Below are 1,514 nucleotides of genomic sequence, written 5' to 3'. Positions count from 1 at the left end.
TCAGACTGTAGACAAACTCGATTTTATCGAGTTTGCCTACAGTCTTTTTTGTATTAAAATAGAAGTAATAAAAATCTTGAGGTGATGAATGATGCTCTCGAAACATAATTCCATTCAACGAGATCAAATAGAAATGATCGCTTTAGATCAACTTGTGCCAGAGAACCATTTGGTTCGTAAAATTGAGTCGGCGATTGATTTCTCTTTTATTTATGACTTGGTGAAAGATATGTATTCAGAAGTAGGTCGCCCAAGTATTGATCCGGTTATCTTGATTAAACTTACATTCATTCAATATGCCTTTGGTATTCGCTCGATGCGTAAGACGATTGAAGAAATCGAAACAAACATGGCCTATCGTTGGTTCTTAGGGTACGGCTTCCATGATAAAGTGCCTCACTTCTCAACGTTCGGGAAAAACTACGAGCGTCGCTTTAAAGATACAGATCTTTTTGAACATATCTTCTATCGTATATTAAAGACAGCCACCGAGAAAAAGTTAGTTAGTGCAGAGCACGTTTTCGTTGATTCTACACATGTGAAAGCGAGTGCCAATAAGCGAAAATTCGAAAAGAAGGTCGTTCGCAAAGAAACACGTGCTTATCAAGAACGCCTTCAAGAAGAGATTAATCAAGACCGTGAAGACCACGAAAAAAAGCCGTTCCCACCAGAAAAATTCGATAAAGAAGAATCGAAAGAAATCAAAGAAAGCACAACCGATCCAGAGAGTGGTTACTACGTTAAAGACGAACGCACAAAACAGTTTGCCTATTCATTCCATGCGGCCTCAGACCGTAACGGGTTTGTCCTTGGCACGATTGTAACACCAGGTAACACACACGACAGTCATATCTTAGAGCCATTAGTTGAAAAAGTGATTGAAAAAGTTGGAAAACCTGAAGCTGTTGCCGCAGATGCAGCTTATAAAACGCCTGCGATTACTAATTACTTATTTGAAAATGAAATTACACCTGCCTTACCATACACACGACCGCGTACGAAAGAAGGATTCTTCCGAAAACATGAATATGTTTACGATGAATACTTTGACTGTTACCTTTGCCCCGCAGGTGAAATCTTGAACTATTCGACAACGAATAAAGAGGGGTATCGTGAGTATAAATCACCGAAACACATTTGCGCGACGTGTCCTTTTTTAGCGCAATGTACCGAAAGTAAAGATCATCAAAAAGTGGTGACACGTCATATTTGGCAAGAATACTTGGAAGAAGCAGACCATCTTCGCCATCATCAAGATGTAAAACCAATTTATGCGAAACGCAAAGAAACGATTGAGCGTGTATTCGCAGATGCAAAAGAAAAGCATGGTATGCGTTGGACAACGTTAAGGGGACTTAAAAAATTGTCGATGCAGGCGATGCTTACTTTCGCTGCCATGAATTTAAAGAAAATGGCCAACTGGACTTGGCAAGGTCCAAAAATGGCCTAAATGATGATCTCGGAGAGGTCTACTATTCTCTATAATTGCTTCAAATCCAATAAAAAAATCAAAA

At 39.4% G+C, this 1,514-nt stretch carries 1 protein-coding gene; it reads left to right on the top strand.

From position 1 onward, the window contains the following. Positions 1–91 precede the first annotated feature (91 nt). Positions 92–1,450, top strand: coding sequence for an IS1182 family transposase (locus ACFFIX_RS27710; RefSeq protein ID WP_378939883.1), 1,359 nt, complete (start codon positions 92–94; stop codon positions 1,448–1,450). Positions 1,451–1,514: the final 64 nt, after the last annotated feature.

This window comes from Metabacillus herbersteinensis (assembly GCF_042433335.1).
Taxonomy (GTDB): domain Bacteria; phylum Bacillota; class Bacilli; order Bacillales; family Bacillaceae; genus Metabacillus; species Metabacillus herbersteinensis.
Note: the sequence above shows the minus strand (reverse complement) of the source record. Positions and strands in the feature narration are given on the sequence as shown.